General features: G+C 63.8%; 27 protein-coding genes. 9 read left to right on the top strand and 18 right to left on the bottom strand.

Annotation, left to right across the window (positions count from 1 at the left end):
- Nucleotides 1–54 precede the first annotated feature (54 nt).
- On the bottom strand, nucleotides 55–360 hold the full coding sequence (locus tag ACM608_RS16690; RefSeq protein ID WP_419684730.1) for a hypothetical protein: 306 nt from the start codon (nucleotides 358–360) through the stop codon (nucleotides 55–57).
- 450 nt (nucleotides 361–810) lie between these two features.
- Here ACM608_RS16690 and ACM608_RS16685 point away from each other — a divergent pair, with 450 nt between their 5' ends.
- Nucleotides 811–3096, top strand: coding sequence for a glycosyltransferase family 2 protein (locus ACM608_RS16685; protein ID WP_419684728.1), 2286 nt, complete (start codon nucleotides 811–813; stop codon nucleotides 3094–3096).
- Entirely contained in the window at nucleotides 3093–4226 is a 1134-nt protein-coding gene (locus tag ACM608_RS16680) for a glycosyltransferase (RefSeq protein ID WP_419684726.1), read from the top strand. The genes ACM608_RS16685 and ACM608_RS16680 overlap by 4 nt, the downstream gene beginning before the upstream one ends.
- A 70-nt stretch (nucleotides 4227–4296) precedes the next feature.
- Here ACM608_RS16680 and ACM608_RS16675 read toward each other — a convergent pair whose 3' ends face one another.
- Both ACM608_RS16675 and ACM608_RS16670 read right to left on the bottom strand, forming a co-directional pair.
- The gene (locus tag ACM608_RS16675; RefSeq protein ID WP_419684724.1) at nucleotides 4297–5058 is read right to left on the bottom strand and encodes an FkbM family methyltransferase; all 762 of its coding nucleotides are present in this window, start codon (nucleotides 5056–5058) and stop codon (nucleotides 4297–4299) included.
- A 17-nt stretch (nucleotides 5059–5075) separates the two neighbouring features.
- On the bottom strand, nucleotides 5076–5471 hold the full coding sequence (locus ACM608_RS16670; RefSeq protein WP_419684722.1) for a hypothetical protein: 396 nt from the start codon (nucleotides 5469–5471) through the stop codon (nucleotides 5076–5078).
- 39 nt (nucleotides 5472–5510) lie between these two features.
- Between ACM608_RS16670 and ACM608_RS16665 the strand changes: the two genes are divergently transcribed.
- Nucleotides 5511–6065 (top strand): hypothetical protein, encoded by a 555-nt coding sequence (locus tag ACM608_RS16665; protein ID WP_419684720.1) that lies wholly within the window; start codon nucleotides 5511–5513, stop codon nucleotides 6063–6065.
- 1 nt (nucleotide 6066) lies between these two features.
- Here ACM608_RS16665 and ACM608_RS16660 read toward each other — a convergent pair whose 3' ends face one another.
- The 9 genes from ACM608_RS16660 to ACM608_RS16620 form a co-directional block, all read right to left on the bottom strand.
- Nucleotides 6067–7653: a DUF6492 family protein gene (locus tag ACM608_RS16660; RefSeq protein WP_419684718.1), complete on the bottom strand. Its 1587-nt coding sequence runs from the start codon at nucleotides 7651–7653 to the stop codon at nucleotides 6067–6069.
- A 28-nt stretch (nucleotides 7654–7681) separates the two neighbouring features.
- Complete coding sequence (locus tag ACM608_RS16655) at nucleotides 7682–8389, bottom strand: hypothetical protein (protein ID WP_419684716.1); 708 nt, start codon at nucleotides 8387–8389, stop codon at nucleotides 7682–7684.
- Between the two features lie 117 nt (nucleotides 8390–8506).
- Nucleotides 8507–9145: an FkbM family methyltransferase gene (locus ACM608_RS16650; protein WP_419684715.1), complete on the bottom strand. Its 639-nt coding sequence runs from the start codon at nucleotides 9143–9145 to the stop codon at nucleotides 8507–8509.
- Between the two features lie 35 nt (nucleotides 9146–9180).
- Complete coding sequence (locus ACM608_RS16645) at nucleotides 9181–10149, bottom strand: hypothetical protein (protein ID WP_419684713.1); 969 nt, start codon at nucleotides 10147–10149, stop codon at nucleotides 9181–9183.
- Between the two features lie 31 nt (nucleotides 10150–10180).
- Nucleotides 10181–10762, bottom strand: a complete 582-nt coding sequence (locus ACM608_RS16640) for a class I SAM-dependent methyltransferase (RefSeq protein WP_419684711.1) — start codon at nucleotides 10760–10762, stop codon at nucleotides 10181–10183.
- Nucleotides 10759–11712: a GDP-L-fucose synthase family protein gene (locus tag ACM608_RS16635; RefSeq protein ID WP_419684709.1), complete on the bottom strand. Its 954-nt coding sequence runs from the start codon at nucleotides 11710–11712 to the stop codon at nucleotides 10759–10761. Before ACM608_RS16635 ends, ACM608_RS16640 begins: the two co-directional genes overlap by 4 nt.
- Complete coding sequence (gene gmd, locus ACM608_RS16630; RefSeq protein WP_419684707.1) at nucleotides 11709–12812, bottom strand: GDP-mannose 4,6-dehydratase; 1104 nt, start codon at nucleotides 12810–12812, stop codon at nucleotides 11709–11711. The genes ACM608_RS16635 and gmd overlap by 4 nt, the downstream gene beginning before the upstream one ends.
- Before the next feature lie 79 nt (nucleotides 12813–12891).
- On the bottom strand, nucleotides 12892–14013 hold the full coding sequence (locus ACM608_RS16625; protein WP_419684705.1) for a hypothetical protein: 1122 nt from the start codon (nucleotides 14011–14013) through the stop codon (nucleotides 12892–12894).
- Complete coding sequence (locus ACM608_RS16620) at nucleotides 14010–14699, bottom strand: class I SAM-dependent methyltransferase (protein WP_419684704.1); 690 nt, start codon at nucleotides 14697–14699, stop codon at nucleotides 14010–14012. The genes ACM608_RS16625 and ACM608_RS16620 overlap by 4 nt, the downstream gene beginning before the upstream one ends.
- Nucleotides 14700–14735: 36 nt before the next feature.
- On the opposite strand from ACM608_RS16620, the gene ACM608_RS16615 reads away from it, so the two are divergent.
- From ACM608_RS16615 to ACM608_RS16605, 3 genes are all read left to right on the top strand, one after another.
- Nucleotides 14736–15887, top strand: a complete 1152-nt coding sequence (locus ACM608_RS16615) for a glycosyltransferase family 61 protein (protein ID WP_419684702.1) — start codon at nucleotides 14736–14738, stop codon at nucleotides 15885–15887.
- Nucleotides 15888–15949: 62 nt separating this feature from the next.
- Nucleotides 15950–16786 (top strand): glycosyltransferase family 2 protein, encoded by an 837-nt coding sequence (locus ACM608_RS16610; protein ID WP_419684700.1) that lies wholly within the window; start codon nucleotides 15950–15952, stop codon nucleotides 16784–16786.
- 25 nt (nucleotides 16787–16811) lie between these two features.
- Nucleotides 16812–18035: a polysaccharide pyruvyl transferase family protein gene (locus ACM608_RS16605; RefSeq protein ID WP_419684698.1), complete on the top strand. Its 1224-nt coding sequence runs from the start codon at nucleotides 16812–16814 to the stop codon at nucleotides 18033–18035.
- On the opposite strand, the gene ACM608_RS16600 is transcribed toward ACM608_RS16605, so the two are convergent.
- The 3 genes from ACM608_RS16600 to mgtE are packed head-to-tail and all read right to left on the bottom strand — an operon-like array spanning nucleotide 18032 to nucleotide 20769.
- Nucleotides 18032–18913 carry a glycosyltransferase family 29 protein gene (locus tag ACM608_RS16600; protein ID WP_419684696.1) on the bottom strand — a complete coding sequence of 294 codons (882 nt, stop codon included), beginning with the start codon at nucleotides 18911–18913 and terminating at the stop codon, nucleotides 18032–18034. The two genes, ACM608_RS16605 and ACM608_RS16600, sit on opposite strands and share 4 nt — an antisense overlap.
- Before the next feature lie 22 nt (nucleotides 18914–18935).
- The gene (locus ACM608_RS16595) at nucleotides 18936–19340 is read right to left on the bottom strand and encodes a DUF1489 family protein (protein WP_419684695.1); all 405 of its coding nucleotides are present in this window, start codon (nucleotides 19338–19340) and stop codon (nucleotides 18936–18938) included.
- 28 nt (nucleotides 19341–19368) lie between these two features.
- Entirely contained in the window at nucleotides 19369–20769 is a 1401-nt protein-coding gene (gene mgtE / locus ACM608_RS16590) for a magnesium transporter (protein WP_419684694.1), read from the bottom strand.
- 129 nt (nucleotides 20770–20898) lie between these two features.
- Between mgtE and ACM608_RS16585 the strand changes: the two genes are divergently transcribed.
- Genes ACM608_RS16585 through ACM608_RS16575 form a run of 3 tightly spaced genes read left to right on the top strand, consistent with a single transcriptional unit; the run spans nucleotide 20899 to nucleotide 24429 of the window.
- On the top strand, nucleotides 20899–21141 hold the full coding sequence (locus ACM608_RS16585) for an acyl carrier protein (RefSeq protein ID WP_419684693.1): 243 nt from the start codon (nucleotides 20899–20901) through the stop codon (nucleotides 21139–21141).
- Nucleotides 21138–22394, top strand: coding sequence for a serine palmitoyltransferase (gene spt, locus ACM608_RS16580; protein ID WP_419684691.1), 1257 nt, complete (start codon nucleotides 21138–21140; stop codon nucleotides 22392–22394). Before ACM608_RS16585 ends, spt begins: the two co-directional genes overlap by 4 nt.
- A 52-nt stretch (nucleotides 22395–22446) precedes the next feature.
- Nucleotides 22447–24429 carry an ATP-binding protein gene (locus tag ACM608_RS16575; RefSeq protein ID WP_419684690.1) on the top strand — a complete coding sequence of 661 codons (1983 nt, stop codon included), beginning with the start codon at nucleotides 22447–22449 and terminating at the stop codon, nucleotides 24427–24429.
- Here ACM608_RS16575 and ACM608_RS16570 read toward each other — a convergent pair.
- The 3 genes from ACM608_RS16570 to ACM608_RS16560 are packed head-to-tail and all read right to left on the bottom strand — an operon-like array spanning nucleotide 24386 to nucleotide 26772.
- Nucleotides 24386–25276, bottom strand: coding sequence for a hypothetical protein (locus tag ACM608_RS16570; protein ID WP_419684688.1), 891 nt, complete (start codon nucleotides 25274–25276; stop codon nucleotides 24386–24388). The two genes, ACM608_RS16575 and ACM608_RS16570, sit on opposite strands and share 44 nt — an antisense overlap.
- Nucleotides 25273–26250, bottom strand: a complete 978-nt coding sequence (locus tag ACM608_RS16565) for a diacylglycerol/lipid kinase family protein (protein WP_419684687.1) — start codon at nucleotides 26248–26250, stop codon at nucleotides 25273–25275. The genes ACM608_RS16570 and ACM608_RS16565 overlap by 4 nt, the downstream gene beginning before the upstream one ends.
- Nucleotides 26251–26772 (bottom strand): DUF2141 domain-containing protein, encoded by a 522-nt coding sequence (locus ACM608_RS16560; protein ID WP_419684686.1) that lies wholly within the window; start codon nucleotides 26770–26772, stop codon nucleotides 26251–26253. It abuts the gene before it with no gap.
- Nucleotides 26773–26809 lie beyond the last annotated feature (37 nt).

Here is a 26809-nt window from a genome sequence, read left to right as displayed (position 1 = left end):
AACGGATGTGCGGACACATAGCCGCCACAACTAAACCGAGTGGAGGTTTTTCTGTCAGAGGCCGACAGTGCGATCGACATGCGGGGCCGGGCAGGCAGTGTGGTCAGCGGATGCGTCCGCGGCTGGTTCTTCGATCCCGAGGATCCGGTGTACAGGCCCAATGTCGAGCTGGTCGTGGATGGCACTGTCGTGGCGACGGCCGTTGCGGATGAATATCGGGCGGATTTGGCTGCAAAGGGCATTGGCGACGGACGGCACGGCTTCGCGATCCGCGTTCCATCGGGGGTTTACGATGGACGCCGCCACTTCTTCGGCGTCCGGGTGCTGGGCGGCGCGGACTTCCTGAAGAGGCCGGTCCACCAGACCCTCATGGAAGAGGAGTTCGCCGACTATAGCGGGGGCCTTCTATCGATCGCGGGAGGCGTGGTTACAGGCTATTGCGTGAACGCCAATCCCGCGGCGCCACCTGCATCGCTCGAACTGGTCGTCTACTGCAACGGCTCCGTCGCCGGCCGTATCACCGCTTCTCCTGAAAGCACGGAGACAGGGACCAACGACGGATCAGGCCGCAGCGTCTTCACCCTGGATGTCGGGGCGGTTGCCCATGACGTCCTGCACGACGAGATCCGCGTTGAAACGGCTGGCACCCAGCAGGCAATCGACCTGGGAGCCGAGCATCTCGGTCGACGCGCGGTCTCGATCCTGATCCAGCGGGTCGGACGCAGCTTCCTTGAGGGAGTAGTCGTCGTGCCCGGCTCCGGCTCCGCCGGGTACACGATTGAACTGATGATAGGCGATCGGACCATCGACGTGCTGACCGCCGGCACGCCGCAGGGGAACGATACGCTTTATCCCTTTGCGGTCCCTCTGCCGGACGGACGTCCGTCGCAGATGCCGGCGTTGCGAGCCGTCGAGGCGACGACGGGCCTCGCGTTGGGCGAGCCGGTTACGATCGTTCCGCCCGCGGGCGACAACCTGCTCGCCAATCCGGCATTCCGGGAATGGGTGGACAATGCGCCGGTCGGTTGGACCGTACCGGCCTCCCTCCTCCAACACCTGATGCCGGCTGGCGGGGCCACCGACAACGGAATCCAGTTCAACCTGAGTGACTTCAGGGATGAAAAGGGCCTGAGGCTCCTGTCGGCAAAGTTCTCGATCAGGGAACTTGGCGAAGGGCGCAGGCTCGACCTGCTGATCGACCAGCATCTCTCCGAATCCGCGGATATCGGTCTGACGCTCCGCCTCGAAACGCCCGGGGGTGATTTCGCCGATGTGAAGGCAGAGTTGGTGGCCTCGGCCGGCTATTCGAACCGATTGGCGCGCCTTATCCTGCCGAAGCCCGCTGCCGACTACGCGGGTACGGCAGAACTCGAGATCGCGCTGACCGGCCCGGTGCCAGAGGGCTATGCAATCCTGCAGGTGGGCATCGGCGCTGTCGGGTTCACCGTCGAAGACAGTCCAGACGCCATACCGCAATGGGCAGCGGTTAATGCGATCCGGCATGGCGATTTCACGAAGTGGACTGGTTCGCTGCGGCAGGGCCTGAACAAGCGCCAGCTTTCCGTGACCGAAGGGTGGGCTGCGTTCGGCCGGGTGCCCAATCCTCAAGCCGAGATCCTGCTCGACCGGATCGAGGCGCGCGATCCTGCCAAGGGTATCGGCGCCGAGGACGTCTATGCCCTTACGATTCGCGGCAAGGTGGAAAGCGGCAGTATCCGGCTGGATACCGATTTGGACGTCGCCGCACTGTTCCGGCGTCCTCCCACCCTTCTTTCCTTCTTTGCGGCCTGCTCGCAGAAGGGTCAGATCGACGAGATATCCGTTGTCGTGCGGCAGGCCGATCCGTCGGACGCTCAGAAATCAACGACGAGGAGGATAACGTCGCTCGCGCGCCGGCTGACCCTCAGCCGGGCAGGACGGCAGGAGCAGGTGATGATCCCGCCCGACCGCGCGGACATCATCCAGGAAACCGCACAGGCCGTTCTGCGCGACCCCAATGCGGGCCTGTTCCTCAGCTTCACCTTCGCAGGCCTGGTCGACGCGTCGCTCGCCAAGCTGACCCTGACCCGCGCCGTGGAGAACGACGAGGCGGGCGACGGGGGGTTCATCGGCTTCGAGGATCCTCGAATCACGAACCAGCTTGCGCATCTCCAGATGGTCTCCGCCTGGACCTCGCGCGAGCCGATATCGCCGTTGCGGCCGGCGGGCGGCCAGCCGCTTCTTCCCTGGAAGCGGCCGGAGCGCGACTTTCCGTCAATCGACATTGTGATCTGCGTCTACAATGCGCATGACGAGGTCGCCGCGTGCCTCGACTCCGTGCTGCGCAACACGAACGTGCCGCACACGCTGACGATCATCGACGACGGCTCCGAACTCGTCACGCGATCGATGCTGCGGCGCTTCGCCGAAGGAAAGCCTTGGGTGCGCCTTCGTCCCAATGAGGAGAACCTTGGGTACACCCGTAGCGCCAATCGCGGCTTGGCCAGCTCGGACGCGGCGTGGGTCGTCCTGCTCAACAGCGATACGATCGTCACGCCTCAATGGCTGGAGCGCATGATGGAATGCGCGTTGTCCGACCCGCAGATCGCCTTCGTCGGGCCGGTTTCGAATGCGGCCACCTGGCAGTCGGTTCCCGACGTCAAGGACGACGCCGGCGGCTGGAAGGTGAATACCTTGCCGGACGGGTTCGGACCGGCGGAGATGGCGCGCGTCGTCAGCAAACACTCGGTTCGTCAGCGGCCTGTCGTGCCTCTGCTCAACGGGTTCTGCACACTGATGAAGACGTCGGTTCTCGAAGAACTTGGCTATCTGGATGAGCGCAGCTTTCCGATGGGCTATGGCGAGGAAAGCGACCTTTGCGTGCGCGCGCAAAAGGCGGGGCATCATCTGGTCATCGCCGACGACGTCTATGTCTATCATTCGAAATCGGCGAGTTTCGGCAGTGAGCGGCGCAAGCAATTGTCCCGGGCGGGCAACGAGGCCCTGCGCGCCAAGCACCCGGACACGAATTTCCAAGCCCTGCAGAACCAACTCGCGGAATCGGTGCCGTTGATCGAGCTCCGCAAGGCACTCCGGCAGGCGATCGCGGCGCTATGAACACCATCAACCGCATCAAGCCGGCCCCCCGGTCTTCCCACGACAAGGCGCTTTCGATCGGCTTCGTCCTGCCGGCGTCCGGCGGCGGCGGCGGCGCCAATTCTATCGTGCAGGAGGCGTTGGGGCTCAGCCGCTGGGGCTGCGCCGTCTCGATCTTCGTCAACAGCGGCAATGCGGCGACCTTTCAACGCAACTATCCGGAATTGCTGACCGCTGCGGTGCAGATCCGCGAGTTCGACAACGCGGCGGCGCTAGGCGCGATGATCGGCACGGTGCAGATCGCCTGCGCGACGACCGCGCTGTCGGTCCAACTCCTCCGCAGTGCGATGGAGGCGGTCCCGAAGGGGGTGCAGCCGCCGCAGCCCGCATATTATGTGCAGGATTACGAGCCGCTGTTCTTCGATCATGGCACGCCGAGCTGGTCGGAAGCTTTCGCGTCGTACACGCTGATCCCGGGCATGCGGATGTTCGCCAAGACCGACTGGATCTGCGCGATGGTCGAGCAGAACCACGGCACGCGGGTCTCACGGGTGCAGGCGAGCATCGACCACGAGATCTATTACCCGGATTACTCCCGCCCGACCGGCGGGCCGCTGGTCATTGCGGCGATGGTGCGGCCGAAGACGCGCCGACGCGCGCCGTTCCGCACCGCGCGCATCCTCAACTGGCTAGCCCGCGAATATCCCGATCTCGTCCATATCGAGGTGTTCGGATGCAGCGACGAGGATCTGAAGCTGGCCGGGGTCGCGCTACCCGAGGCGGCGGTCAATCACGGGCAACTCCGCCGCACGCAGGTGCCGCAGGTACTGCGCCGGAGCGATATGTTCCTCGACCTCTCAGACTATCAGGCGTTCGGCCGCACCGGGCTTGAGGCGATGTCCTCCGGCTGCATCCCGGTGGTGCCGGTGCTGGGCGGCAGCTCGGAATATGCGGTGGACGGCAAGAACGCCTTCGTCGTCGATACGCGAAGCGACGAGGCGGTAAAGGCGGCGCTGCGCGCGTTCATCGCCATGTCGATCGAGGGACGACATGAGATGAAGATGGCGGGTATCGAGACAGCCATGGCCTTCAGCATCGACCGTGCGGTCTCCAGCGAACTCGCCTTGTTCGAGTCGATGCTGAGAGCTTGATAAAAGTGCCGATCCCCCTCCTCTGCCGGGAAGGGAGATCGATCGATAAGGGCAAAGAGCCCCTACTCGTTCAGCGCGGAGCGAAGATGAAGTCGCTGCGGGTCATCTGGCGTTTCAGGGTGTATCCAAGCGACTCGAGCTTTGCGGTGCCGGGTTCAACCTCGCCATAAGGCGCCCGCATCTCAACCCAGACGAGCGGTTTGCAGCGGCCCAACGTTTCCTTGGCGCCCTCCAGCACGTCGATCTGCCCACCCTCGACATCGATCTTGATGAAATCGACCTTGGGAATGTCGAAGCTGTCGATGGCGCGGATAGGGTAAAGACCGTCTTCGGCAACCGTGACCTCCGTTCCGCCGATGTTCGACAACTTGAACCGGGAAAGGTTTGCACGTCCTTCTCGTGCGCCCAGCCCGACATTCAAGGGGCGGACGTTCTTCAGATCATTGAGTTCAATGTTGCGTTCGAGAATACGGTAGGTCTCACGCATGACCTCGAAAGCCCACACTTCCGCGGCGCCTAGGACCTTGGAGAAAAACACCGTATGATTGCCGATGTTCGCGCCCGCATCGATGACAACAGCGTTCGCGGGTATCATCGCACCAACTTCGGCAAGGAACCTGGTTTCGAAGAAAGACCGATGCTGAAGGATGATCTGCTGGATCTTGTCGACGTCGGCAAACGGCAGGTATAGTCTGATCATATGATCATTATAGATAAATGACAGAATCCGATCAGCACCAAGAGCGCTATATCGTGCCAATGCCATGAGCTGGTCCAATTTCGTCTCAAGCTTGTTGAGACGATCTTCAAACCCAATGTTCTCCATCGCCATCTTGTACAGACCCTGTTCTATGGTAAATCCGAGCTATAAACCCGAGGGCCACGAAAGAATTCCAGTTTGCCGCCGGCCCTCGATCTATGGAACAAGGTCGGAATGTTAACAAGACCACACCTGCAGTGACAGTCCTGACCGCCGAGCCGTTCTTCTCGGGCCTGAACAATCAGCGGATGTGTATCGTAGGCCTGTTCGCCCTTGCAAGAAAGCGCGGTCTCAAGGCGCGCATGCTCCCGCGCATCCTCGATCACATACCACGCGAGGAGGCGCAGCAGGCACTTCACGACCCATTTGATCTGTTCGATCGACGCACATTCTTCGCTGTCGCTGAATCGGTCGCGGATGTGGCGGACGGCGACTCCGACCTGGAATTCGTACCGATGAGCGCGTGTTTTGCGGCCGGCGGCCACGCACTCCGCGATCGCGGTGATGACTTCGGACGCGCACTGATGCGTGCCCTTGTTGCCGCCCGTCCGCTGCAAGACATGGCGGCGGCGATCACGCAGTGGCTAGCCGGACAGGCCCCGCTCGGCCGGACAGGGTGCGTCGGCCTGCAGCTCCGGATCGAGCGGGACTGGCAGAATTATATACGACGCAAGAAGGTGGCCGAGCGCATCGACAGCTCACGCGAGATGGTGACGACGAACCCGCATGTCATTCTCGGCAAGCTTCGGCGAACACCGGCTTTCGCGGAGACCACGACGGTCTGGGCATGTTGCGATGAGGGCGATCTGACCGTTCCGAAGTCAGAGCTGCGCCGCATCGCGGCGGATCACGGCCTCAAGCTTCTGTTCAAGACGGACTTGCCCGCCGAGATCGTGCTGCCGGACTCGCCAATAAAGCGATCGATGATCGACTACGCCCTCTGCCGGAACCTGCCCTGTTACGTGGGGCTGACCCGATCGTCCTTTTCCAACTCGCTCTTCAACGAAGCACGGTGGAACGGGGAGGGATCGGAACATTGGGCCTATAATCGAGCGGGGGAAATGCTCGTCCGCCGATAATTTAGGCGGCGACGGGCTCCGCTTGGCGCTCTGCCAGCTGCAGCGCCTCGATCTCACGCGCCACCCGCTCCGATCGCTCGGTCGCGCGTGCGGCCGCTTCCGGCTTCTTGGCGGTCGTCCAGATCTTCGCCAGCTCTCGCCAGAAATGCGGGCGGTTGCGGAACGTCGTCGCATTCCTCCGCATGAGCGACAGCGCGCGGCCAAGATCCCGGTGAGAGAGCCACACGGCAATATCGGTGACGGCATGCATCGGCACGCGCCTCCGCTCGATCCGTGCGTCAAGGATCGCCAGAAGGTCTTCCACCGAACCGCTCCGCATGCGGACGAGCAGGTGCCGGAAAAGCGGACGTGATGTGTCTTCGCGGGCGAGAATGTACGCGATGGCGGACGGAAGAACCTCCTTCGCGCCTTGCACGACGCGCAGCAGGGTCTGGAAGTCTGCCGATTCATCGATGACCGGACGCAGGGGGGCCCATGCGCGCATTGCGGCCGCGGCGGCGTTGGACGTCTCCTTGAAACGCTCCTTGTCGATGAGGCGCTCGGCAACGAGGGTCGCGCCCAGCCACATTATCGTCAGCGCGACGAAGGTTTCTTCTTGCGAGAGCGCGGGGCCGCCGCACAGCATGGTCCGAAGGAGGTCGGTGTACTCCGTTCGGAAGCGGCCGAGGCTCGGCTCGGCGGCCTTGTTCCAGTATCTCCGCACCTCATGATGCTCAAGAAGCGCGGATTGAACGTCCCGCTGCGCCTCCATGGGCAATGTCGCGAGCGTCGGCATTCCCGCCGCAGCCAGCTTCTTCTGAGAAAGGAAGAAGTCCTCGCGTGTGCTCTGATAAACGAAGAACATCGGGCGTCTGGCTTGCAGCTTCTCGATCAGTGCGCTGTTGTCGAGAGAGCGTCGCCAAATTCCCTGGTTAATGGGGTAGCCGGCCCCGCGGAAGTGAAGGCCGTCCCACAGACCGAGCTTCACCAGCACCGCCTGATACAGCGTGTACTCGGTCCACTCGACACCGGCCTCGGCAGACCGGGAAAGATTGACGACCCAGTTTCGGCTGCCGCTCCGTCCGAAGAAGTCGTGCATGTGGCGCAAGCCGGCCGGGGATAGAAAAGTCGGGGTGACGGACATGAAGTTTTGCGGACGTTCGGCGCCGACGAGCGCGAACGATGCTTCTACCCACTTACGGATCTGCGAGCCAGCCTGATAGAGGACCCGCCCGTCCTTGACGCAGGCGTCCATCTCGACCCGGTTGATGTTCGTGACGTCCGCATCGCAGGCGAGGAAGGCCGAGGGGTCGGACAGACGGCTGGCGGCGAGCTTGATGAACTGTTGCCGGCGCCAGCCGCCGAAGGTCATGATCGCCGCATATTCGCGGGTGGAGAAAAGTTCGTCCTCATAGACGAGCCGCACCTTCGGCGAGAGGTCGCACAGCGTCGTGGTAAGCGACCGGTGTCCCCGAGGGTAAACGACGAAGTAGTTGCCGATGGCCGGTTCGGAGCCGCTCGCAACGAACGAGCCGATACAGCTTGCCGCCCTGAGCAGATCGAGGAGATCCCCCTTCCCAGGATGGAGGGGCATGACGACATCAATCACGACGGCTCGGCCGGAAACACATCCAAACTCACAATCCGAAACAATTTTCCGGACGGTAGAGCAGGGAGGTGTAGGATTCCACCCAAGTCATGGGGGCAAGCCCCGAAAGCTGCAACTCGCGCCAGCCCCGTGCCCGCAGGTCCATGATCGCGGGCCGATACTTTTCCCGCTGGCTGTTGTCGAACAGCACGATACCGTCGGGAGTCAGCTTGTCCAGCGACTGCCACATGCAGTTCACCCGATCCCGACCGTCCACCACGACGATCGAAAACTCACCTTCGGCGCGACGGACCGCCCGGCAGTATTCGCCATCCTCATCCAGAGGAACATGCTCTAGGGACGCGTTCTTATATTCGGCGATCATCTCCGAGACCTGCGCGGCCCAACCGTCATGATGCTCGACCGCAGCGACGCTCCGCGCGTGCTTGGCCCACCACAAGGTCGAAAACCCGGACCCGTACTCGAAGATGCGCATGTCCGGGCGAACCCGCTCGCGAAGCAGCCGCACCATCGCATAGTTGAACCACGGCACCTTCTCGCCGCCGAAGTCCGGCTGTTGCGTGGCGATCGACTCAATCCATTGTGATCGGACAAGGAAGCTACGCTCTTCCGCGAAGGCCCGCTTGAGCGCCTTCGCCCCTCCTCGGAGTGCAAGGATGCGACCAAGGGCTTCCTTCACCTCAGGCGGCAGTTTTCCGAGATCGGGTTCGGCGGGCGTCGGCTCGTCAGGGTGCACTCAGAAAAGTCCTTGTTGCAGATCGCGGGCCGCCTGCCGTTTCGTGGAACAACGATAGGATTTCGCGGGATGCCGAACAAGCGCCGTGACATTCGCTTATGGCCGACGGCATCGGCATCACGCCTTCAGCGCATCCCCCAGCCTGCCCGTGAGATGCGACATTCTGACGAACAGCGCATCGCCGTAGAACTTCCGGTTGATGTTGCAGTTGAACAGCTCGAATCCGAACAAGCGCATGAAAGCGATGATCTCATGCAACTTGGCATTGCCAGCGTAGAGATCAAGAAGAGAGACTTCGCTGTAGACATAGTTGATCTGACGAAGCGTCTCGACTGCGCCCTTCAGGACCAGAAGCTCCGCGCCTTGGACATCCATGACGAGAGTGTCGATCTGATCTATGAACCCCGGCGAGGCCTGCTCGACGCGTGCGCATAAGGTGTCCAGTCGTTGCGACTGCATCAGCTCGACCCTGTCGAAAGTCACGCTGCCATGCAGGACGGTGTGTGCTGCCGGCGTCAGTATGCTGGAGGACTCGCCGCCGTTGGAGGCAACGTTCAGGCTCACCTCGGCGCCGTCCCGGTCGCTGCAGACAGCCTGCACCGCCTTGAACTGCGGATGCTCCGCCACGCGTTGCTCCAACGCAAGAAATGGCTCCAGCAGGGGTTCGACAAACAAGCCGGCGCGGAGCTGAGCCTCGGCATATTCCGGAACCTCCTGACCGGTGCTGGCGCCGACATGAACCACGCCCTTGGGCACGGCTCGAAGGCGGGTGAGAAGCCGCAGAGGTGTTGTCACCGCGATTCGCCTTCTTCGGCTAAGGCTGGCGTGTCGATGTCCCCGGCGCGTGCCGCTTGCATCTCCGCGCTTCGGACGTCCGCCTGTTGTAGACGCTCGGCCACCTGCTCGTTGGTCAATTGTCCCTTGCTTCCGGGGCCGTCAACGACCCTGCCGATCTGATCCGGAGAGGCAGTCCAGTGTTCCACCGGAAAGTCGTAGAACTTGAAGCGCGGGTCGCGGATCGGGAGGAGATCGATGTCTGGCCGCTGCTCCGGATTCAGGAACCCTGCCATCGGCAGATAGATCGTCCGGCTGTAAGGGGACAGCCAGCTCGCCAGCCAGGAGAACGTGCTGGGACTGATCGCAACCGTCTCCGCCGAGTAGATGAGCCGCCAGTCCTTCATCGCATCCGGTTGCCGAATGAATGATGCGGCGGGAAACCTCTTCTTCAGAGCGACCGAAACAGGGTCTTCACCGAACTCGCCGACAAACAGCGGCTCCAGATGCGTCTCGTCGACCAGCTGCTCATAATAGGCAATGGGCAATGCCGGATAGTCTCTGTGACCGAGGCTGGCCTGCCCCTGCCGGAGCTTGTCCATCTTGTTCAAGCGGACGTGTATGACAAGCTTGTCCGAAAGATCCATGTTGGGAACCGGCTTCATCCTGAACGCCCGCCGCGCAAGCTTGATATACCGTTCCAGATATTCCATCCGCGAGCAGGGCGTGGAGATGCGCACGCCCCCGATATCGCCGGAAATAAGGCGCTTCAGTGCAGTCCGGAACTTGACGCGGTGCCCGACCAGCCGGCGGACCGGAGCATCGGTCTCCTCGTACGGCACCGAGATGTTCCATTCCGGCAGATGCGTTCCGACGATGCGGGCGGACGGAACATGCGACTGGATGCCAAGCGCCAGGATATGCTGGATCATCCGGTTGCCCGTGTTCCCGTTCGGAACGATCTGGATCAGCGGGGTGGATGTCATCGCCGAGCGCGGTCGCAGCTTTGCATGGTTCTTACGCCACAGCTTCGAGATTGAGGCTGACCAGCCGGCCGTTCACCTTGTCCATGTGCGGCAGATAGGCCTGCGAATAATCGTCCATACCCGCATGTTCCGTCTTGCGCCAATCCCACGTCCGCACTGATGCGAAGCCCGCCTGCATAAGAGCCTCTGTGAGCGTGGGCTCATCGAACAGGACCTTATGATAGTCGTATTGATCCCGCTGACCGCCCATCAGAAGGCCCATCACGTCCACGATACCCCGGTCCAGCGTCCCCGAAAGATAGAGTTCAGCACAGGCCCTGAAGTCAGGAACAGCCAGCCGCAACACGCCACCCGGCTTCCGCAGCACCCTGTGCCACTCGGCCAGGACTGCCTGATATTCGTTGCGGCCGAAATGTTCGAGCACATGGCAGCTGTAGATGAGATCGACGGTGCCGCTTTCAATAAAGGGCAGCGCTTCGACGGCACCCACATGGTCGACATGAGGATAGGGCAGCGCATCGACGTGAACCCAGCCGGGAAGATGCTTCCTCCCGCAGCCGAGGTGAAGCTTCAGCATGGTGGCGTCGGCGGACGCCTCGCGAATATCGCTCAAGCGGCCGCCTCCGTCACAAAGCGGGACTGGAAGTCGCGGTAGGCATCGGAAAGGCCGGCCTCCAGTCCGATGCTCGCCCGCCATCCGAGCGCCTTCAGACGCGTGACATCGAGGAGCTTGCGTGGCGCACCGTCCGGGCGGCTGGCGTCGAAGACCAGATTCCCCTCGAAGCCGACAACCTTCGCAACCAGAGTCGCGAACTCCGCGATCGAGACGTCCTGCCCGGTCCCGAGATTGATCGGCATGTCCCCGCTGTAATGATCGAGCAGGTGGATGCACGCATCGGCCAGATCGTCGACATGCATGAATTCGCGCCGTGGCTTTCCGCTGCCCCACACCACGGCCTGGGCATCCTGCCTCTCCTTTGCTTCGTGGAAGCGACGGATGAGGCCTGCGGGAACGTGACTGTTCTCCGGATGATAGTTGTCCCCCGGGCCGTAGAGGTTGGTCGGCATGGCCGCGATGTAATCACGGCCGTGACTGCGCCGGTACGCTTGGGCAAGCTTGATCCCGGCGATCTTGGCAACCGCATACCACTCGTTCGTCGGCTCCAGAGGCCCCGTCAGGAGGTATTCCTCCCGGATCGGCTGAGGCGCCTCCCGCGGGTAGATGCACGAAGAACCGAGGAACAGGAGGCGGTTCACGTCCGCCCGGTGTGCGCCCTCCATGATGTTCGCGGCGCTGACGATGTTATCGTAGATGAACGGCTTGGGCTGGGTGGCGTTGGCATGGATACCGCCGACCTTCGCCGCCGCCACGATGATCGCGTCGGGCTTGAGCGCAGCGATCGCGGCGAAGGTCGCCGCCTGATCGAGAAAGTCGACCTCGGCGCGGCCGAGCGTCGCCACCTCTTCCCCATCTCGCTGCAGCCGGCGGACGAGCGCCGAGCCGACCATGCCGCGATGGCCGCAGACCAGCACCCGGCCACGAGAGGCTGAAGAACCGCTCATTTCTGGTCCAGCGCGATGCGGTTCTCTTCGGCGATCGCCACGAGATCGCAGGCGACCATCTCCTCCACGAGAGCGTCGAACTCCACCTTCGGCTCCCATCCGAGACGCGTTCGCGCCTTGGTGCTGTCGCCGAGCAGGAGATCCACTTCGGTCGGGCGGAAATAGCGCGGATCGATGCCGATATGGACCTTGCCCGTCTTGCTGCAGCGCCCGACCTCGTCGGTGCCGCTGCCCTCCCAGGCGATTTCGACGTCGATCCGGCGGAACGCGCATTCGACGAACTCGCGCACCGACCGCAATACGCCGGTCGCCAGCACGAAGTCGTCTGCTTCGTCATGCTGGAGAATGCGCCACATGCCTTCGACATAATCGCGCGCGTGACCCCAATCGCGCTTGGCGTCGAGGTTGCCGAGCCAGAACTTCTCACGCCGGCCGAGCGCGATCTCCGCCACGGCGCGCGTGATCTTGCGGGTGACGAAGGTCTCCCCCCGGATCGGGCTTTCGTGATTGAACAGGATGCCGTTGCACGCGAACATGCCATAGGCCTCGCGATAGTTCACCGCGATCCAGTAGCCGTAGAGCTTGGCAACGCCGTAGGGCGAGCGCGGGTAGAAGGGCGTGGTCTCGGACTGCGGCGTTTCGACCACCTTGCCGTACAGTTCGGAGGTGGACGCCTGGTAGAAGCGGACCTTGTCCTCCATCTTCAGGATGCGGATTGCCTCCAGAATCCGCAGCACGCCGATCGCATCGGCGTTGGCGGTGTACTCCGGCGTCTCGAAGCTCACCTGCACATGGCTCTGCGCGGCAAGATTGTAGATCTCGTCCGGCTGAACCTCCTGAATGATCCGGATCAGGTTGGTGGAATCCGTCATGTCGCCGTAGTGCAGGGTGATCGGAGCACCCGAGTCCTGCGCATCGCGGATCATCTGGTCGATGCGCGCGGTGTTGAAGGAGGAGGACCGGCGCTTGATCCCGTGAACCTCGTACCCCTTGGCGACGAGAAGCTGCGCAAGATAGGCGCCGTCCTGCCCGGTGACCCCGGTGATCAGTGCAACTTTCGTCCGTCCGCCCAAGCCCGCGCTCCCTATATCGAGCGGCATAGCTGGTGAGACATCCGCTGGCAAACCTTCGAAGAAAAGCGCCGACTATCTGGCTTGTTCAACATCCCCTACGATGGTGTCAGCCGTTCGCGGCTTGTAAGTTCGCAGGCCGCGTTTCGCGCGCTCTCCGCTTCCTATATGCTCTCACGAGATCGGCCACTTCTGCTTCAATCGTCGCAGTCGAGGGTTGTTCGCCAAAGGGCGCCATATCAAACAAGAGCGTCTGACTGTTGAAATACCGCGCCCGAACACGTTCGTTGGACGCGCGATAAGCTGCACGGAAGTCTTCCACGATCTCAGGTGCGACCTGAGCGATGAAATCGCGCACCGGCAATGCGCCCCTCTTCAGCGCGATCTTGCTCAACGTTGAGATTCTAATATCAGGATATTCTCCCGAAATCATTATTCGCCGCATCGCTTCGACCTCAACGACCCCTGCACTCTGGTTCATCGATGGTTCGGAGAGAGATAGCGGGAGTCCGACGCCCAATTGGGCCAGGAAGTCGGCCGAGGTGCCTCCGCCGACCAAGCGATCTCGCTGCCAGACCCGCGGTAGAATATTCTCTGAGTCGAACGCCCGTTCAAGTTTGCCTATCGCCACGTCGTAGTTCGACGCGTCCATGCCGGTGTCATCTGCCGCAAGCTTCGTCGCTCTTTTGAGAAACACTTCTGCCAGGGGGGCGACGATGCGGCGCTTCCGAACGTTCTGACAGTACCAGGAAACCAAGTGATCTGCCTGCTCGCGCAGATAGGCGATCACAACCGGCCTGAAGCCTGCTGCGGCGATTAGGTGGGCGATGTTGCGGAGGGCATCTTCGGAAAGGCCCCACAGGAACTCGCTCGAGACGATACATTTCTGCGTCGGAGGGAACAGCGGAAGCCATCGACGGAAGTTCTCAACGATCATGTCCTCGCGCGTAGCCTGACCCTGCAACTGGAACGGGAGCGCGGCGGGGCTTCCGAAGAGCCAGCTGGCGTTCGCAGCGACTAGGCCCAGGCCGTCGTTTTCCTGCGCGGGTGGTAGCGGGTAAGCGCAACCGGCATGAAGAAGGCGCTCACGATTGGCGGCGAGAGCAGCCTGCAGACTCGTGGTTCCTGTCTTCCCCCGACCCACGTGCAGGAAAAGAAGTCGCTCAGTACCTTGGTTCAATCCCGATCCATCATCGTGGGACACAGGCAGTTCTGCGATGGCGCCGCTCACCTCTTTTTCTTCAGGATGCAGTAGCGCTGGCCGAGCGTCACCTGCTCGATGGTCTTGCGGATAGCCTCCAGCACTGGATCGGACGGCGCATCCGGAATGTCACCAGTCGCCATGACCGAAGCGGCGAGGCGTCCTAGATAGTGTACCGCCGTCTCCTTGCCCGCTTCGCCATAACGGCTCGCCAGCGTGACATGGCTCGTCTGAAGATCTTCGATCACGTACACGCCCTCTGGCGCGAGTTTCGGAAAAAGGTGCAGGAAGGTTTCGATCTGGTGCGTCCACCGGTGCGATCCATCATCGATGATCACATCGGGTCGCGCGCCTCCTAAGGTTGCATCAAGGAAGGCCGTGTCCGTCTGCTCACCAATGTGCACGGCGATGCGTTCTTCGACATGGTCAATGCAGCGCGGCTGAATGTCGATCCCGATGATCCGCGCTTTAGAAAAATAGCGCTTCCACATGCGGAGCGAAGCGCCGTCCTTGACGCCGATTTCGACGACCAGGTCCGCTGTCGAGCGATGCGCTTCCAAAGCCGCCTGATAGGCGTGTAGGTAATTGTGCCTGCTGGCCTTGTCAGTACCGGCGGCGAGCCCAAGCTCATGCAACGAGGGCAATACGTTCATTTTCCACCCCGACAGCTGACTCATTCCGGACGCTTGTGATTGCGCCCTCTTCCACTTCGTCACGCCCCACCCTACCGTTCCGGGGCATCCGGAGGAAGCATGCGTTTCGAGGCAGGCCACTTGTTTGCGGCGACAGAGCTTCAGCCGCACCACATCCCAGACCTGAGGGCCCTTCGATGTGCTGCTGCCGATGGAATCTATCAGATCGGGCCTGCGCCCGACAGCCGGACGCTTTCGCTAGAAGCGTGCGGCGAGGCTGCTCCGTCCGCAAGCGCCTTGTACATGGAGGGCTGGCGGGACCGAGAGACGAAGCCGATCCCCACGAGAATGGTGAGTTTGAAAGACGCGTTGCACCTCGGTCAGGACTGCTTGGCCAATGCAGCAGGCCGGACCTTCGCCCAATCCACGGTACACGGCGGCAAGCCGGTCCGTGGGGATGTCATCGTTCGAGAGGGAAGACGTTTCGTCGCGCGCGCGGAGGTGCGAATCGGACGCGAGTTCACGCGCCCCGTGCTGTACCTGGGCACAATTCCAAAGCAGTTCGGCCACTTCCTCCTCGATTTGCTGCCTCGCCTGTGGCCCGTTCAATGGGCAAAGGAGTACGGCTACGAGATCGTCGCACATGCCGACTACGATCTATCGCGCGCGACCTACCAATCTCCATTCTTTGAGGCGGTCGGCTTGTCGCGTGGAGATGTCACCATCCTCAACGAGCCCGCGCGTTTCAGCAGGCTTTTCAAGCCGCTTGCTCTTTACGATCTCCACCGGGGAGCAAATCCGGCATTCTTCGAGACCTGTATGCAAGTCACCGAAATTCTTTCGGCACGGCTGGCGACTTACCGCCAGCCTGAGCGCGTATACCTGAGCCGTCGCTGCTGGGGAAAGCGACGGATCCTGCAGAACGAAGAGGCGGTGGAAGCACTGTTCCAAGAGCGTGGCTACGAAATTGTCTTTCCTGAACAACTAAGCGTTCTGGAACAGATGGCAGCCGTGGCGAGCGCCAAGCATCTCGCCGGCGCCATCGGCAGCCAGACGTACTTGGCCCTGTTCCAGCGGCGGCCGGAGACCGCCATCATCCTCGCGCCTATGACATTCACGTTCGCGGACGATGCCATCATCGCAGCCTACCGCCAGGCGCGCTGCGGCTTTGTGCTTGGAACCCCGTCGGACATGACGCAGTCTCCGCGCAATCAGGATTACTCGGTCGATATGGATGAGGTGGCACGCGCCCTCGACACCATGGTCGGTTGAACAGGCGACTTGCGGGAGGCGCCGCCCGCTGCCAAGTCTCGCCCGCAAGACAGGAAAATCGAATGGCGAAAATCGGAATTGCGCTGATCACGTACAATCGCTTCGATCGCGCGCGGCAGGTGATCGGACGGGTCATCGAGCAGACGCGAAGCCCCATCGAGCTGGTCATTGCGGACGACGGCAGCACGGATGGCACGGGAGACTGGTTCAGGCAGGCCGGGTTCACCGTGATTGGGCGCGAGAACCGGGGGGTTTGCTGGAACAAGAACCGCGGTCTCTACGCGCTGCTTGCGCGCGGATGCGAGACGCTGCTGCTGCTAGAAGACGACATCTACCCTGTCGAGTTCGGCTGGGAAGAAGAGTGGGACCGCGCGACGCAGGCGCATGACCACCTCGCCTATGCGCATGACAAGATCGCCGCGCAGATCGTCTCCGGAGCAGGGACAGCCGCCGATCCCTACGTCAACAACAAGGCGACGGCGCAATGCACGGCGGTCTCGCTCCGCGCAATGCAGAAGGTGGGCTTCCTCGACACCCGCTTCCACGGCTATGGCGTCGGACACGCCGAGTGGACGAGCCGGATCAAGCATGTCGGCTACGGCTTTCGCCGCATCGAGCTTCCCGACGGAAGGCGGCCGCGCGCCAACCTCTACATCAAGGGTGGCCTCCTTGCGGAAGACGCGAAAAGCTGGCGCGACAATGCGTCCGTCGCGGTCAACAAGGAGATCTTCAAGCAGCTGAAGAGCGAGCCGCCGTTCCGGATGCCGTGGAACGACGAGGCCGAGCGCGCGGCCTTCCTGGAAGAGCAACGCGCCGCCGGCATCGACGTCTCTCAGGTGGAGGCACCTGGATTCTTCGCACCATTCGAAGTGCGGACGCCTGTGGAAACGGCCGCCTGAACCGCATCGCTGGCCGGGCCGTCGGATGAAGACCGCCGCCGTTTTCGGGACTTTCGACGTCGCCAATTACGGCGATTGCCTGTTCCCGCTGCTCACGCGCTGGCGGCTTGAGAGGCTCGGCTTCGACGTCGTTCCGGTATCTCCGACTAGCAGCGCAGTTCCCTGGCGTGACGCCCTCCGCCCGATGGCCGTCGAAGCGTTCATGCGGGGAGAGCGGCCGGTGGATGCCGTGCTGGTGGGAGGCGGGAGCATCATCCATCGCTCGGCCGTGAAGCTGCCCGACTATCAACAGGGCAACATGCGGGCCTGGGCATATCTCTCGCTCTGGTTGGGCGCGGCGCTGGCGGCGTCGACTCAGGAGGTACCGCTGATCTGGAACGCGCCCGGCGTGCCGCTGCCGTTCGACGCCGATGCGCCGCCGGCCGTGCCGCTGGCGATTTCAGCCGCAAGTTACCTCAGCGTGCGCGACGCGGCGAGTGCCGCGAACCTGCCGGAGGGCTTCGCGCCCGCCATCATGCCCGACAGCGCGGTCGAGGTGGCGCAGATGTGGCCACGCGAGAGCCTGACGCCGGTATTCAGGGACATGTTGGCGCAGAGCGGGTTGGATGCAGGCAGCCGCGTCGCGGTGTTCCACGCGAAGGCGCGGGCGGTTCAGGCGGAAGGAGAGGAGGCCGTCGCCGCGCGGATCGCGACCTTCTGCCGCGACAACGGCGTAGTGCCGGCTCTCGTCGCGATCGGCCCCTGCCATGGCGACGACACCCTTGCCGCCAGTCTGGGCGAGCGGATCGGCGGCGCCCTCTTGCTGCTGGACCGGGCGCGGGAGCTGCGGGAGATCGCCGCGCTGATCGCCCATGCGGAGGTGTTCGTCGGCGCCTCGCTGCACGGGTACATCACCGCGTTCTCATATTGCGTTCCTGCCGTTCTGGTCGCGCAACCGGCGATCGCGAAGTTCGACGGTTTCCTCGGCCATGCAGGACGGAAGGAAGATGCGGTCGGATCGTGGGAGCAGGCCATGGCCGCCGCAGCGGAACGGCTGGGTAAGCGGGGACCAGCGTTTGGCCCCTCCCCGGCGTTGCTCGATGCCGTCGAGGCGCATTGGGCGCGGATCGCCGACGCGTTGGCGAGTTCGCCGTCAGAGAAGCAGCGGCAGTTCATGGCGGCGTATCTCCGCGATCGTATGAGTGCGGACGGGATCGATGCGGCACTGTTGCCCTTCGTGGCACCGAGGAGGCGGAAGAGCGCCGCCTAGCCGGCATCAGGCGGGAACGCCGTCAGCTCCTTTACCTGCACATATTTGGATAGTTTCACGCCAGCCTGCGCCGCCATCCACCGCAGGTCGGAGGTGACGGTGATCCCGTTTTTACCCGAGCCATTGATCATCTCCACCAGCGCCTGCGCATTGGAGCGCATGTCGTGCTTGGCGACACCCGGCGGGGTCGCCTCGGTCCAATAGCTATGCGCCGTCTCACCCTGGAACATGGTGAAGTTGGCCAGCGTGATCGCGCTCGGTCGCAAGATGCGGCGGAGCAGCGGATAGGCAGCGACCCCGGTGGTCAGCCCGCCGATGCGCGGTGAAGCCAGCCCGCCGGGGTCCGGCGTATAGGTGAAAAGCACGCGGCGATCGCCCACCCAAGCCCGGAAGGTCGCCGCATCGCCGCGGCGGGTGAGCGGGGCGATCGCCAGCACCATCCGGCATTCGAAGCCGTCGAGCGGCGGTCTGTCGCGGCCCTCCGGATAAGGATTGGTGACAAGGATGTCGGTGCGCGATCCGAGATCCGCCTCGAACCCGGCCAGGGCCGCCTCATTGAAGCGGACCACGACGAAGGTCGCCGCATCGCCGCGGCGGGTGAGCGGGGCGATCGCCAGCACCATCCGGCATTCGAAGCCGTCGAGCGGCGGTCTGTCGCGGCCCTCCGGATAAGGATTGGTGACAAGGATGTCGGTGCGCGATCCGAGATCCGCCTCGAACCCGGCCAGGGCCGCCTCATTGAAGCGGACCACGACATCGTGGCTGTCGATCCAGGCACCCAGCCCTTCGCCAACCAGAGAAGGCGCATTGCCGATGATGGCGAGCGAGCCGCCCTCCGCGAACATGTCGCGGAAATCGAAGGGTGTGATGACCTCCATGTCCTTACTGGTGCCCGATTGGTCAGAGCAGTGCCAGCGCCGCCAGTTCCTCGACCATCCGTGGCGGCATGACAGCCAGATCGCTTGCCGCCGCGCCGCCGAGATCGGGGGGAGCCGCCGAGGCCTCCAGGTAGCGCCAGCCCTGATGCGCCCGCTTCGGCATGGTGGCAACGGGGATCAGACGCGCGTCTAGCCAGATCGCGCATCGGCCCTCCTCGGTCTCGGCGAAGCGGAGGATCGTCTGGCGACCGATGAGGCGGTGCTTGTGGATCCAGTAGAGCGATCCGCCGATCAGTTCCGCCGCGCGGGTCGGCTTGTAGCGGGTGACGACCGCGACTTCTCCCCCAGCCGCGCGGCCTGCCAGCCGCTCCCGCAGATCGTCCACCGTCTCACAAGCAACCGCGACCTTCGTGATGTGCAAACCCATGCGGGCTATCTAGGAAGCGCGACCCGCTTCAGCCACCCAAGCCTGCCGCCGTCGCAAGACCGAGAAAGGCGAGGAACCCCATCGAGTCGGTCGTCATGGTGACGAAGATCGAGGAGGAGATTGCGGGATCCGCGCCGGTCCGTTCGAGGCCGATCGGCACCAGCACGCCGGCCATGCCCGCGATCAGGATGTTGGTCATCATGGCGGCGGCGATCACGGCACCAAGCTCCCCATTGCGGAAGACGATCCCGACGCCGCAGCCGATCACCGCCGCCACCGTCGCGCCGTTCAGCATGGCGACGCGGATCTCGCGCATGATGCTGCGCCATGTGTTCGACTTGGTCAGCTGGTTGGTGGCGAGCGCGCGGACGGTAACCGCCATCGTCTGCGTGCCGGCATTGCCGCCGACGCCGGCCACGATCGGCATCAGCGTCGCGAGCGCCACCATCCGCGCGATCGTGCCCTCGAACGCGGCGATGATGCTGGATGCGACCAAGGCGGTGAAGAGGTTGGCGATGAGCCAGCGGACGCGGGTCTTGTAGCTGTCGAGCACCGGCTCGTTGATGTCGCCTTCGCCAGCCCCGGAGAGGCGGAGGATGTCCTCGCCGGCTTCCTCCTGAATGATGTGGACGACGTCATCGACGGTGATCATGCCCACCAGCCGCCCTGCCGCATCGACAACGGCGGCCGAGATCAGCGCGTATTTCTGGAAGCGGAGGGCCACCTCCTCCTGATCCATATCGACGGGGATCAGCGTCTGTTCGCGCTGCATGACGTCGCCGATCGCGATCTCGCTCGGCGTGCGCAGGATCCAGCTGAGCTTGCAGGTGCCGACCGGCTTGTGGCCGGGATCGACGACGAAGATCTCCCAGAAGTCGGTGGTCAGTTCGGCATTGCGACGGAGATAGTCGAGCACGTCGCCGACATGCCAGTGCTCCGGCACGGCGATCAGCTCGCGCTGCATCAGGCGACCGGCGGACTCCTCGGGATAGGACAGCGCCTCTTCGATCGCGGCGCGGTCGTCAGGCTCCAGCGCGCGCAGCACCGCACGCTGGTCCTCGTCGTCCATTTCCTCGATGATCGCGACGGCGTCATCGGTATCCATCTGCGCCGCGATATCGGCGACCTGATGCGGTTCGAGCGCCTCGATCAGCTCGTCGCGGACCCACTCGTTCATCTCGGCGAGCACGTCGGCATCGAGGCTTTCGCCAAGGGCGGCGGCGAGGGGGGCGCGGTACTCGCCGGGCACCTGTTCGAAGAGATCGGCGATGTCGGCGGCATGGAGGGGTGCCACGATCAGGCGTGCGCCGTCGGGATTGCCGGCCTCCAGACAGGCGACGACTTCGCGGACGAACTCGGGCTTCAGCCGGTCGTCCTCGTCCAGCCGGGTTTCCTCGGGCAGCGCGTCGTCGAGGTCGGTTTCGCTCATCACGCCTCCCGCGCCGGATCAGGGTTCCCGCGCTGCTTAGGAGCGAAACGGCATGAGGACAACGCCGCGTCGCCCCCTTCCCGCCGCAATCGGTTGGCATCGATCCGGCCATATGGCTAAGGACCGCGGATGACAGAGCGTACCGAGACCTTCGACAAGGTCGCCACCCTGATCGAACCCTTCAACCGTAAGGGCGTGAGCCTGACCGAAGCGACGACCTTCGCCGGCGATCTCGAATGGGACAGCCTGACGGTGATGGACTTCGTCGCGGCGGTTGAGGACGACTTCGACATCATCATCACGATGAACATGCAGGCCGAGATCGAGACGGTCGGCCAGCTGGTCGATGCGGTGGAGAAGCTCAAGGGATGAGCGAGGCCGCACTGACTCCCGAGGACGCGCGTCTGGGTGACGATACCGGCGGACGGGACCTCTTCTCCAAGTTCGACGGCCTGATCGCGGAGCGTGAGGCGCTGCTCGCGACAGGCGTGCGCGATCCTTATGCGATCGTGATGACCGAGGTGCGGTCGCCGACCGAGGCGATCATCAACGGCAAGCCGACGATCCTGCTCGGCACCTACAACTACATGGGCATGACCTTCGACCCGGATGTCGTCGCGGCGGGGAAGAAGGCGCTGGACGATTTCGGCGCGGGCACAACCGGCAGCCGCGTGCTGAACGGCACTTACCAGGGCCACAAGGAGTGCGAGGACGCGCTCAAGGACTTCTACGGCACCGAGCACGCGATCGTGTTCTCGACAGGATATCAGGCCAATCTCGGCATGATTTCGACCATCGCCGGCAAGGGCGACTACATCATCCTCGACGCCGACAGCCACGCCTCGATCTATGACGGCTGCTGGCTCGGCGATGCGGAGATCGTGCGGTTCCGCCATAACTCGGTCGAGGATCTCGACAAGCGGCTCGGTCGGCTGCCGAAAGAAGCGGGTAAGCTGGTCGTGCTGGAGGGCGTCTATTCGATGCTCGGCGACATCGCACCGCTGCCCGAAATGGTGGCGGTCGCGAAGAAGCACGGTGCCATGATCCTCTGCGACGAGGCGCACGGCATGGGCTTTTTCGGTCCGAACGGCCGCGGCGTCTACGAGGAGCTGGGTTGCGAGAAGGACATCGACTTCGTGGTCGGCACCTTCTCCAAGTCCGTGGGGACAGTCGGCGGCTTCTGCGTGTCGAACCATCCCAAGTTCGAGGTGCTGCGCCTCGTCTGCCGGCCATACGTCTTCACCGCATCGTTGCCGCCGTCTGTGGTGGCGACGGCGGCGACCTCGATCCGCAAACTGATGCAGGCCGGGGACAAGCGCACGCACCTCTGGGAGAACAGCCGCCGCCTGCACCAGGGCCTGCGCGACCTCGGTTTCACGCTCGGCACCGAGACGGCGCAGTCGGCGATCATCGCGCTGATCCTGCCGGATCAGCAGCGCGGCGTCGCCATGTGGCAGGCGCTGCTGGAATCCGGCGTCTACGTGAACATGGCGCGGCCCCCGGCGACACCGGCCGGCATGTTCCTGCTGCGCTGCTCGCTCTGCGCCGAGCATACGTCCGCGCAGGTGGGCGAGATCCTGGAGAAGTTCGCCGCGGCGGGGCGTGCCACAGGCGTGATCGGTTGACTTCCTAAGCTTCGAAGCGGCTAATCCGGCCATGGGCCAGGAGGCACCAATCGTGACCGCCGAGCCGGTCATTCCCGACGTCGTCTGGCGCGGGCTGGCCAGCTTGCTCGCCTTCGCCGCCGCGATCCTCCTGATCGCGCTCGTCGGCCTAGTCTACATCTCGAACACCAAACGAGATGAGGATCACGCGCGGGAACGCCACAGCTATGAGGTGATGACGACCACCTACGGCCTCGGCGGAGCAATCGAGTCGTCGGAGGCGGCGCTCGGCCGCTATGTGATGAGCGGCGACCGGCAGGTGGGGACGCGGTACTATCACGAATGGCTGCGTGCAGGCTCGGCCTTGGGCAAGCTGAAGCGGCTCACCTACGACGATCCGGCCAGCTCGAAACTCGTCGGCCGATTCGAGGCGCTCTACGCGCTTCACGGCAAGGACCTCGCGCAGGCTGCGACCTTAGCCAACTACAAAAAGGGCTGGGCGGCGATCTCGCTGTTCTACAAGGTCGGGCAGAAGCCGGAGGGGCCGGCGATGCGCGCGATCCTGCGCCAGCTGGCCTTGCGCGAACAGGGTCTTCTCGCACGCCGTGCCGATGAAGCGCAGGCGTCGGCCGAACGGTCGAACATGATGGCCGCGCTACTCTCCTTCCTCGGTATTTGTCTGGTGCTCAGTGCCGCGGCTCTGGGAGCGGCAACGGTGCAGGCGGTGGCGCAGCGCGGCATCGCCCGCCGCAACTTCCGACGCGAACAGGAGCGCGCGGAAACGCTCGAGGCTCGAGTAGCGGAGCGGACCCGAGAGTTGGAAGGTGCCAACCGCCGCCTTCGTGCCGAGGCACAGGAGCGGGCACAGGCGGAAGCGACCTTGCGCCAGGTTCAGAAGATGGAGGCGGTGGGGCAGCTGACGGGCGGTATCGCGCACGACTTCAACAACATGCTGGCGGTCGTCGTCGGAGGAGTCGAGATCGCGCTGCGTCGGCTGAGCGGACGTGATGCCGAAGCGCGGCGACATTTGGAAAACGCGATGGAAGGGGCAAACCGTGCCGCCGAGTTGACGCGGCGGCTCCTCGCCCTCGCGCGGTCCGAGCCCCTTCTTCCGGAGAGCGTCGATGCCGAAGCGCTGATCGGCCGGCTTTCCGAGCTGCTCGACAGGACCTTGGGCGAGCGCATCCGGATTGACACCGACTTTACCGAGCCGCCCTGGCCGGTCTGGGCCGACCCCCATCAGTTCGAGAACGCCCTCCTCAATCTGGCCGTGAACGCCCGCGACGCCATGGCGGGGGAGGGAACGCTGCACATTGAGACCGCCAATGTGCACGTTTCGACAGGGACCGTACCTGAGCTGGCCCCCGGCCCCTATCTCCGGATTGCCGTGTCGGACACGGGTGAGGGCATGCCCGAGCAGGTGATGGAGCGGGCGTTCGAGCCGTTCTTCACGACCAAGCCCGTGGGCAAGGGCACGGGTCTCGGCCTCGCCCAGGTCTTCGCCTTCGCGCGGCAGTCACATGGGGCGGTTACCATCAAGTCGGAACTGTCGAGCGGGACGACGGTGTCGATCTACCTTCCCCGGCATGGCGATACGGTAAGCGCGCCGGCAATCCCCGCCCTCGCACCCGCTCCACCCCCTGGCGAGAAGCCCGTGGACGGTGTGGTTCTGGTGGTGGAGGACGATCCCCGCGTGCGGGCAACAACGATCGCGGGACTGACCGAACTCGGCCATGCGCCGCTCCCCTGCGGCAGCGGGGAGGAGGCGCTGGAAGTCATGGCACGTCGACAGGACGTGCGGCTGGTCGTGTCGGACATCGTCATGCCGGGCATGAGCGGTGTCGAGTTGGTCGGGCATATCGGGTCGCAACATCCAGGCACCGCCATATTGATGGTGACCGGCTTCACCGGCGAGGCCGAGACCGGCGATCTGAGCGGTTATGAGATCCTGCGCAAACCCTTCACCTTGGCCGCCTTGCAGCGCGGCGTGGACAACGCGCTGGCGCGCGCCGTCAGCGGACCGCGCCGCCCGCCAGCAGTTTCGGCAGAAGCGTGATGGCACCGAGCAAGGGCCAGCGTCGCTGCCAGGGTTTGATGGCGATCGCAGTGCCGGCGTGGCGGTTTATCTTCCAGGCGAGATAGTCGATGCCGCCGGCGAAGGTCGTCGTCGCCTTGGCGAGACGCAGCAGCGTCAGGACCTTGCCCCGGCGCCTGAAGCCGGCCCAGAGACGCGCGGCACGCGTTGCTGAAAGCATCGCATCACCCGACGGTCGCGTAACCGCGTCGTAAATTGCGCGGTAGCGCTGAGGATCGTGATCGACGACCTGGTCCGATCGATCGCCGCGCTCCGCCCGAAGCTCGCTCCGGTAGGTGAGCGAAAAACCGGCACGCCAGACATCGAGAGCGTCTGTATTCCCGGTCATCGGCTGGGTCAGGCGGAGCAGCGTTGGTGCAGCGCCGGAAATGGCTTCCACGACCTTCGCTCGAGCAGTCTCATCCGCGACCCAGACCAGCCGCGATGGTTGTGCGAAGCGGGCCCATACCGAGACGTCGCGAGCACGGGTGCCGTGTGTCATGCGGGCAAGGTCCGCCTCGCTCAGAACGGCATATTTCGCCGCAAGCCCGTCATGCGCGAACGGAAACACGTTGGGGGGAAGGAGGTGGTTGGCGAGCGCCTTCCATCCGGAGCCATAAGCGGCGCGGTAGCTGGAGACGATCAGGTAGAAGTCGAGCATCTGGCCGTCGAGGCCCTGACCCTGCTTCCAGAGGCAAGAGCCATAGAAGAGAACCCCGCGGGCGGTGCCGGGATATGCTGCCGCAATCTTCGCCGCCATGTCGGACACACGCGGATCCGCGCGCTCCCCCAGTTCCGCTCCGATGAGCGACACCAGTATCGTGGTCACGCCGCCAACTTGAGGAAGGGCACGGGCGCAGTCTGGGTCAGCACGATCGGGCGGCCATGTCCGGCCTGGAAGATCTCGCCATCCAGGATGACGCTAGACCGATCGCCTTCAATCCGGATCTCGTCGCCGCGGCCAAGATGCACCCCGGCTACCACGGACTTGCCGAGCTTCCCGAGGACGCCCGCGATGATTGCGCGGACAAGCGCCACGGGACTTTGTTCGACAAGCATGAGCTGGAGAGCGCCCCGCTTCTCACCCGGCAGCTTCGCGTCGGTATTGAGGAGCAGGCGTTCGAGCGTGGTGACGATCAGGAGCGCATAGCGCCCCTCGATCGCGCCCCCCTTCATCACCGAGACGGTGACCGGCCTTGCGCGCGGCGGCAGGAAAGCGGCCCGGATGCCAAGCAGGAGCGTGATCAACACGGCGATCGCGGTCAGCACATGGCTGAGGCCGTTCGGTAGGCCGAGCGGATAGACCTTGTTGCGGCAGAACAGGATCGAATTGGCCAATCCCGCACCACCCAGGAACATGCCGAGAACCGGACGCTCCTCGTGATCACCGCCCGAGAGCGAGATCAGCTCACGCGCGACGACGTGATCGGCAAGACTGTCGGAGCGGGCGAGCTCGATCACGCGCTCGAGCGTGGCGATCGGATCGTCGCCTGCCCCGAGATCGAGCGCGATTAAGTTGGTCTTGCCGTTCGGAAGCACCGCGACCGGGGGCGGCGCGCCATCGAAATGACCGCCGCAGTACAACTCGGTCAAAGCCGTCTGGACCGTGCCGTCGCCGCCGTTGATGACCAGAACCTTCGGCTTTACCCGAGCGATGATACGCAGCGCCTCCGCCACCTGATCGACCGACTCCACCTCATAGTGGAACACGTCGCTATGCCGCGCGCAGAAGCTGCGCACCCGTGGCAGGTGCGCGCGGTTTCCCGTCGATCGCGGGTTGGACAGAAGAGCTACGCGCGCCACTCAGCGTGCTGCCAGAGCGACGGGCTTGAAAGTCCCGCCTTGCACGTAGTTCAGTGTGACTGGAACCCGCGTGACGCCGCGCACGGAGACCTGAACCTCCTGCGGCTCAGGCTTGCGCTTCAGCATGACGTCCCAGAGCGAAAGGTGCGGATTTCCTGACATGCCGCCCCCGTCCTTCATGTCAGTCTTGCCCGAACCGTTGAGATCATGGCGGACGGACACGGCATAGGTGCCGTTCGCCGCAACCGGTACGCAGACGTCTACAGGCCCGGTGGCCGGCACCCTCACCTCGATGCGACGCTGCCAGGCGCCCTTTTCGAAATAGCTGCGCGGGGCGCCGCCGTAGCTCTGCACCCGCAACATGCCGGTCCGCGTCTTCAACCCGGTGATGTGAACGAGCATGGCCGGGCCACGGCCCGCCTCACATGCTTCGGCATATTCGCCCAGCACCGCGCCGGACGCCGGCATGGCTGACCCGGCGAGCAGAGCCGCCCCGATCATCGCCGCCGCCTTTTTCAACATGACCTGCCTACTCCTGGAAGCTATAGCCGGCTCCGCC

Origin of the sequence: Sphingomonas sp. ID0503, from assembly GCF_048565625.1 — a bacterium.
GTDB lineage: Bacteria > Pseudomonadota > Alphaproteobacteria > Sphingomonadales > Sphingomonadaceae > JBLZUR01.
Note: the sequence above shows the minus strand (reverse complement) of the source record. Positions and strands in the feature narration are given on the sequence as shown.